The organism is Luteimonas sp. 8-5 (genome assembly GCF_029763755.1).
Taxonomy (GTDB): Bacteria; Pseudomonadota; Gammaproteobacteria; order Xanthomonadales; family Xanthomonadaceae; genus Cognatiluteimonas.
The window spans coordinates 1-4,963 of record NZ_JARUVM010000159.1; the positions used below are offsets into that span (position 1 = coordinate 1).

The window sequence follows — 4,963 nt, forward strand, 5'->3', positions numbered from 1 at the left end:
CGCATGGATGCGCGACTCGCGTTGCGGGTCATGCGCGGCAAGGCCGGCGCGCCGCTTGCAGCCCGCCGCCATTCCGGCCAGCCGGCCGCGGCCCGCCAGCAATGCCACCAACGCATCGTCGATGCCGTCGATCGCGCGCCGCGTCAATGCGAGCGACCACGGCACCGCCGCAGAGCGTGCCGTCACGGGGTCTGGACCCGAGGGCATCATAGTCTCCGGTATCGGGATGGGCGCCAGCCTCGCGGCCGGGTGCATCGCCCGCATTGACCCAAATCAAGCGGTGTGCAACATAGGTCCGGCATGAACCGGCAGTTGATCCACGTCAGGACCCGCCGCGCGCGCGTGGTGCATCCTGCGCCCATCCGAACATCACCCTCCCGCAAAGGGGAAGTTGCAATGAGAGCGATGCACATGAAGTACCTCCTGGTGGCCGCCTCGGTGGCGCTGCTGACGCTGGCCGGCTGCAAGAAGGACGACGGCCCCGCCAAGGCCCAGGTCATCGAGACCGGCGGCTCCCTCAAGGGCGACTTCGGCCCGCCGCAGGGCGAGCCGATCGAAGCCGTGCTCACCTCGCCGCCGCACGTGCCGCCTCCGACCAACCGCGACTATCCGGCCAAGGTCATCGTGACCCTGGACGTGGTGGAAAAGGAGATGCCGATCTCCGAGGGCGTGACCTACACGTTCTGGACCTTCGGCGGCACGGTGCCCGGCAGCTTCATCCGCGTGCGCCAGGGTGACACGGTGCAGTTCCACCTGCGCAACATGCCCGACAGCAAGATGCCCCACAACATCGACCTGCACGGCGTCACCGGCCCCGGTGGCGGCGCCTCGTCGAGCTTCACTGCGCCCGGCCACGTCAGCCGCTTCACCTTCAAGGCGCTCAATGCCGGCCTGTACGTCTACCACTGCGCCACCGCGCCGGTGGGCATGCACATCGCCAACGGCATGTACGGCCTGATCCTGGTCGAGCCGCCGGAGGGCATGCCGCCGGTCGACCGCGAGTACTACGTGATGCAGGGCGACTTCTACACCTCGGGCAAGTACCGGGAGAAGGGCCACCAGGACTTCGACATGCAGAAGGGCATCGACGAGAACCCGACGTATGTCCTGTTCAACGGCATGGAAGGTTCGCTCACCGGCGACAACGCGCTCAAGGCCAACACCGGCGAGAACGTGCGCCTGTACGTCGGCAACGGCGGCCCGAACCTGGTGTCGAGCTTCCACGTGATCGGCGAGATCTTCGACAAAGTCTGGTTCGAGGGCGGCACGCGCTACAACGAGAACGTGCAGACCACGCTGATCCCGGCCGGTGGCGCGGCGATCATGGACTTCCACATCGAGGTCCCGGGCAGCTACGTGATGGTCGACCACTCGATCTTCCGCGCGTTCAACAAGGGCGCGCTGGCGATCCTGAAGGCCGAGGGCAAGGAACGGCCGGAGATCTACTCGGGCAAGGAAGTCGACGCGGTCTACATCGGCGACTACGCCAACGCCGATTCCAAGGCGGTGGGCGAAGCGGCCGAGGCCGCGGCGGCCGGCGAGCTGACCGTGGAAGGCCAGATCAAGGCGGGCGAAGCGCTGTTCGCCGGCACCTGCTCCACCTGTCACCAGGCCAATGGCCAGGGCATGGAAGGCGTGTTCCCGCCGCTGGCCGGTTCGGACTGGATCGCCGCACATCCCGAGCGCGTGCCCGAGGTGATCCTGCACGGCCTGCAGGGCCCGGTGAAGGTCAACGGCAAGGACTACAACTCGATCATGCCGCCGATGTCGCAGCTGACCGACGACGAAGTGGCCAACATCGCCACCTACGTGCTCAACAGCTGGGGCAACCCCGGTGGTTCGGTGACCAAGGAACAGGCCGCCGCGATCCGCAAGGTCAAGCCGGCCACGGCGTCGGAAGGCCACTGAGTTGCGCCGTCTCGCCGCCCTGCTGCTCGCCCTGCCCGCCGTCGCCGCGCTCGCGGCCGGCGGCGCGGCCTGGGTGAAGCTGCCGGGCAGCGACTTCCGTTCCACCCTGAAGTACGAGGACGGCGTCGACGTGGAGATCGCGCCGTTCGAGTTGCAGAAGCGGCCGGTGACCAACGCCGAGTTCCTGGCGTTCGTGAAAGCCAACCCGCAGTGGCGCCGCGACAAGGTGCCGAAGGTGCTGGCCGAAGGCCGCTACCTGCAGCAATGGGAAGGCCCGGTGTCCCTCGGCGACAAGGCGCTGCCGGAGCAGCCGGTGGTCCAGGTGAGCTGGTTCGCGGCGAATGCCTACTGCGAATCCATTGGCGGCCGGTTGCCGACCTGGAACGAATGGGAATACGCCGCCGCGGCCGACGAGACCCGCCGCGACGCACGCAAGGACCCGGCCTGGCGCGAACGCATCCTGGCCTGGTATTCGCAACCTTCCAACCAGGCCCTGCCCCGCGCCGGCCTGCAGGTGCCCAACGCCTACGGCGTGCAGGACTTGCATGGCCTGGTCTGGGAATGGACCGACGACTACTCGTCATTGCTGGTCGACCCGGAAAGCCGCAACCAGGGCGATCCGGACAAATCGAAGTTCTGTGGTGCGGGCGCCCTGTCGATGGACGACCGCGACAACTATGCGGTGCTGATGCGCGTGGCCATGCTGTCCTCGATGCAGGCCCAGGGCACCACCGCCAACCTCGGGTTCCGATGCGCCAGGAGCGCAGGCAAATGAAATTCCTCATCGCGATTGCATTGGCAATCGGATTCATCCTCCCGGCGGGCGCGGCGGAACTGCCGTCGGATTCCGTCTACCAGCTGCCCCTGCAACTCACCGACCAGCACGGCAAGACCTGGGACTGGGGCAGCCGCCGCGGCAAGCCGCAGGTGGTGGCGATGTTCTACGCCTCCTGCCGTTACATCTGCCCGCTGATCATCGAAAGCGGCAAGGCGGTCGACCGTTCGCTGACACCAGGGCAGCGCGCCGGGCTCGGCGTGATCTACATCAGCATGGATCCGGAACGCGACACGCCGGCCGCACTGGCGAAGCTGGCCGAAGAACGCAAGATCACCGACAAGCGCTGGGCGCTGGCCAGCCCGAAGCCCGCCGACGTGCGCAGCGTCGCCGGCGTGCTCGACATCCGCTACCGGCAGCTTTCCGATGGCGAGTTCAACCACACCAGCGCACTGATCCTGCTCGACGCCGACGGCCGCATCCTGGCCCGCACCGAGAAGATGGGCAGCCAGGTCGACCCCGAGTTCCTCGAGGCGGTCAGGAAAGCCTTGTAAGTCCGCCCATGTAGGGCCGCAGCGCTTCCGGCACCTCGATGCTGCCGTCGGCCTGCTGATAGTTCTCCATCACCGCGATCAGGGCGCGGCCGACGGCCACGCCCGAACCGTTGAGCGTGTGCACCAGCTCGGGCTTGTTGCTGTTGGGATTGCGCCAGCGCGCCTGCATGCGCCGCGCCTGGAAGTCGCCGCAGTTGGAGCACGACGAGATCTCGCGATAGGCCTGCTGCGAGGGCAGCCACACCTCGAGGTCATAGGTCTTGCGCGCCGAGAAGCCCATGTCGCCGCTGCACAGCAGCATGCGCCGGTACGGCAGCCCGAGCTTCTCCAGCACCACCTCGGCGCAGCGGGTCATGCGCTCGTGCTCCTCGTCGCTCTCGCCCGGACGCGTCACCGACACCAGTTCGACCTTCTCGAACTGGTGCTGGCGGATCATGCCGCGGGTGTCGCGGCCGTAGGCGCCGGCTTCGGCGCGGAAGCACATCGAGTGTGCGGTCATGCGCAGCGGCAACGCCGCGGCCTCGACGATCTGGTCGCGGACGATGTTGGTCAGCGGCACTTCCGACGTCGGAATCAGGTAACGCTTTGAAGCATGCTCGCCCTCGCCCACGACCGTCGAGAACAGGTCGTCCTCGAACTTGGGCAGCTGTCCGGTGCCGCGCATCGAGTCGGCGTTGACCAGCAGCGGCACGTTGGTTTCCTCGTAGCCGTGCTCGCCGGTGTGCAGGTCGAGCATGAACTGCGCCAGCGCACGATGCAGCCGCGCCAGCGGGCCGCGCAGAACGGTGAAGCGTGCACCGGACAACCGCGCCGCAGTCTCGCCGTCGAGCCAGCCGTTGCGCGCGCCCAGGTCGACGTGGTCGCGGACTTGGAAATCGAACGTGCGCGGCGTGCCCCAGCGCGCCTGCTCGACGTTGGCCGACTCGTCGGCGCCGGCCGGCACCGATTCGTCGGGCAGGTTCGGTATGCCCAGCGCGATCGCCTCGATCTCGCCCTTCAGCGCATCCAGCCGCGCCTCGGAAGCCTTGAGCTCGTCGCCGAAGCCGGCGACCTCGGCCATCAGCGCCGAGACGTCCTCGCCTTTCGCCTTGGCCTGGCCGATCGCCTTGCTGCGCGTGTTGCGCAGGTTCTGCAGTTCCTGGGTCCGCACCTGCAGCGCCTTGCGCTCGGACTCCAGCGCTTCCAGCGCGGCGACGTCGAGCGCGAAACCTCGGCTTTCGCGCAGGCGCGCGGCGGTTTCGGCGGCATGGGTGCGGAGCAGGACGGGATCGAGCATGGTGGGCGGTGCTGGCAGTCGGAAAGCTGAATTATCGCGTGTTTTGCCGCCCCGTTTGCCATGAATCCACGCCGTGGCATGCCAGAATGCAGGCGAGCTACTGTTCCCGGAGCCAGATCCGCTGATGTCCGCTGCCCAAAAGCCCGCCTGGATGCCATCGCGCAAGGCCCTACTGGTCGCCGCCCTCGCCTTCGTCGCCGGCCTGCTGCTGTTCCTGGCGCTGTGGCTGGACCAGCGCGACAACAACCGCTTCTACCGCAGCCTGGAAGCGCCGCGCAGCGTGGCTGGCCAGGTGTTCGAGCCGCTGCCCGTGCCGCTGCCCGCCGGCGAGGAAACCGCCTCTGGCATGGGCACCATCGAGGAGCCCGTTGGAGGGGCGGAAGCCCCGATCAGGCGGCCGGCGCCGCCGAGTGCTCCGGTCGCGGCTCCCACCGCTCCTGCGCCGGCGCC

General features: G+C 68.0%; 5 protein-coding genes and 1 pseudogene. 4 read left to right on the forward strand and 2 right to left on the reverse strand.

Going from position 1 to position 4,963, the window contains the following annotated elements; translation table 11 throughout:
- Nucleotides 1-186 (reverse strand): chorismate mutase (locus QAA18_RS12485; protein WP_279413386.1); only part of this gene is annotated, 186 nt, incomplete at its 3' end.
- A 225-nt stretch (nt 187-411) separates the two neighbouring features.
- On the opposite strand from QAA18_RS12485, the gene nirK reads away from it, so the two are divergent.
- Genes nirK through QAA18_RS12500 form a run of 3 tightly spaced genes read left to right on the forward strand, consistent with a single transcriptional unit; the run spans nt 412 to nt 3,237 of the window.
- Nucleotides 412-1,908 (forward strand): copper-containing nitrite reductase, encoded by a 1,497-nt coding sequence (gene nirK, locus QAA18_RS12490; RefSeq protein WP_279413388.1) that lies wholly within the window; start codon nt 412-414, stop codon nt 1,906-1,908.
- A gap of 1 nt (nt 1,909) precedes the next feature.
- Nucleotides 1,910-2,683 (forward strand): formylglycine-generating enzyme family protein, encoded by a 774-nt coding sequence (locus tag QAA18_RS12495; RefSeq protein WP_279413390.1) that lies wholly within the window; start codon nt 1,910-1,912, stop codon nt 2,681-2,683.
- Nucleotides 2,680-3,237 (forward strand): SCO family protein, encoded by a 558-nt coding sequence (locus tag QAA18_RS12500; protein WP_279413392.1) that lies wholly within the window; start codon nt 2,680-2,682, stop codon nt 3,235-3,237. The genes QAA18_RS12495 and QAA18_RS12500 overlap by 4 nt, the downstream gene beginning before the upstream one ends.
- On the opposite strand, the gene serS is transcribed toward QAA18_RS12500, so the two are convergent.
- On the reverse strand, nt 3,221-4,513 hold the full coding sequence (gene serS / locus QAA18_RS12505; RefSeq protein ID WP_279413394.1) for a serine--tRNA ligase: 1,293 nt from the start codon (nt 4,511-4,513) through the stop codon (nt 3,221-3,223). The two genes, QAA18_RS12500 and serS, sit on opposite strands and share 17 nt — an antisense overlap.
- Before the next feature lie 124 nt (nt 4,514-4,637).
- On the opposite strand from serS, the pseudogene QAA18_RS12510 reads away from it, so the two are divergent.
- Nucleotides 4,638-4,963, forward strand: a pseudogene (locus QAA18_RS12510) (hypothetical protein); the annotation flags it as partial.

Excerpts from the sequence above, each read along its gene's own strand:
- nirK (WP_279413388.1), top strand. The coding sequence starts at position 412 with ATGAAGTACCTCCTGGTGGCCGCCTCGGTGGCGCTGCTGACGCTGGCC.
- serS (WP_279413394.1), bottom strand. The coding sequence starts at position 4,513 with ATGCTCGATCCCGTCCTGCTCCGCACCCATGCCGCCGAAACCGCCGCG.
- QAA18_RS12500 (WP_279413392.1), top strand. The coding sequence starts at position 2,680 with ATGAAATTCCTCATCGCGATTGCATTGGCAATCGGATTCATCCTCCCG.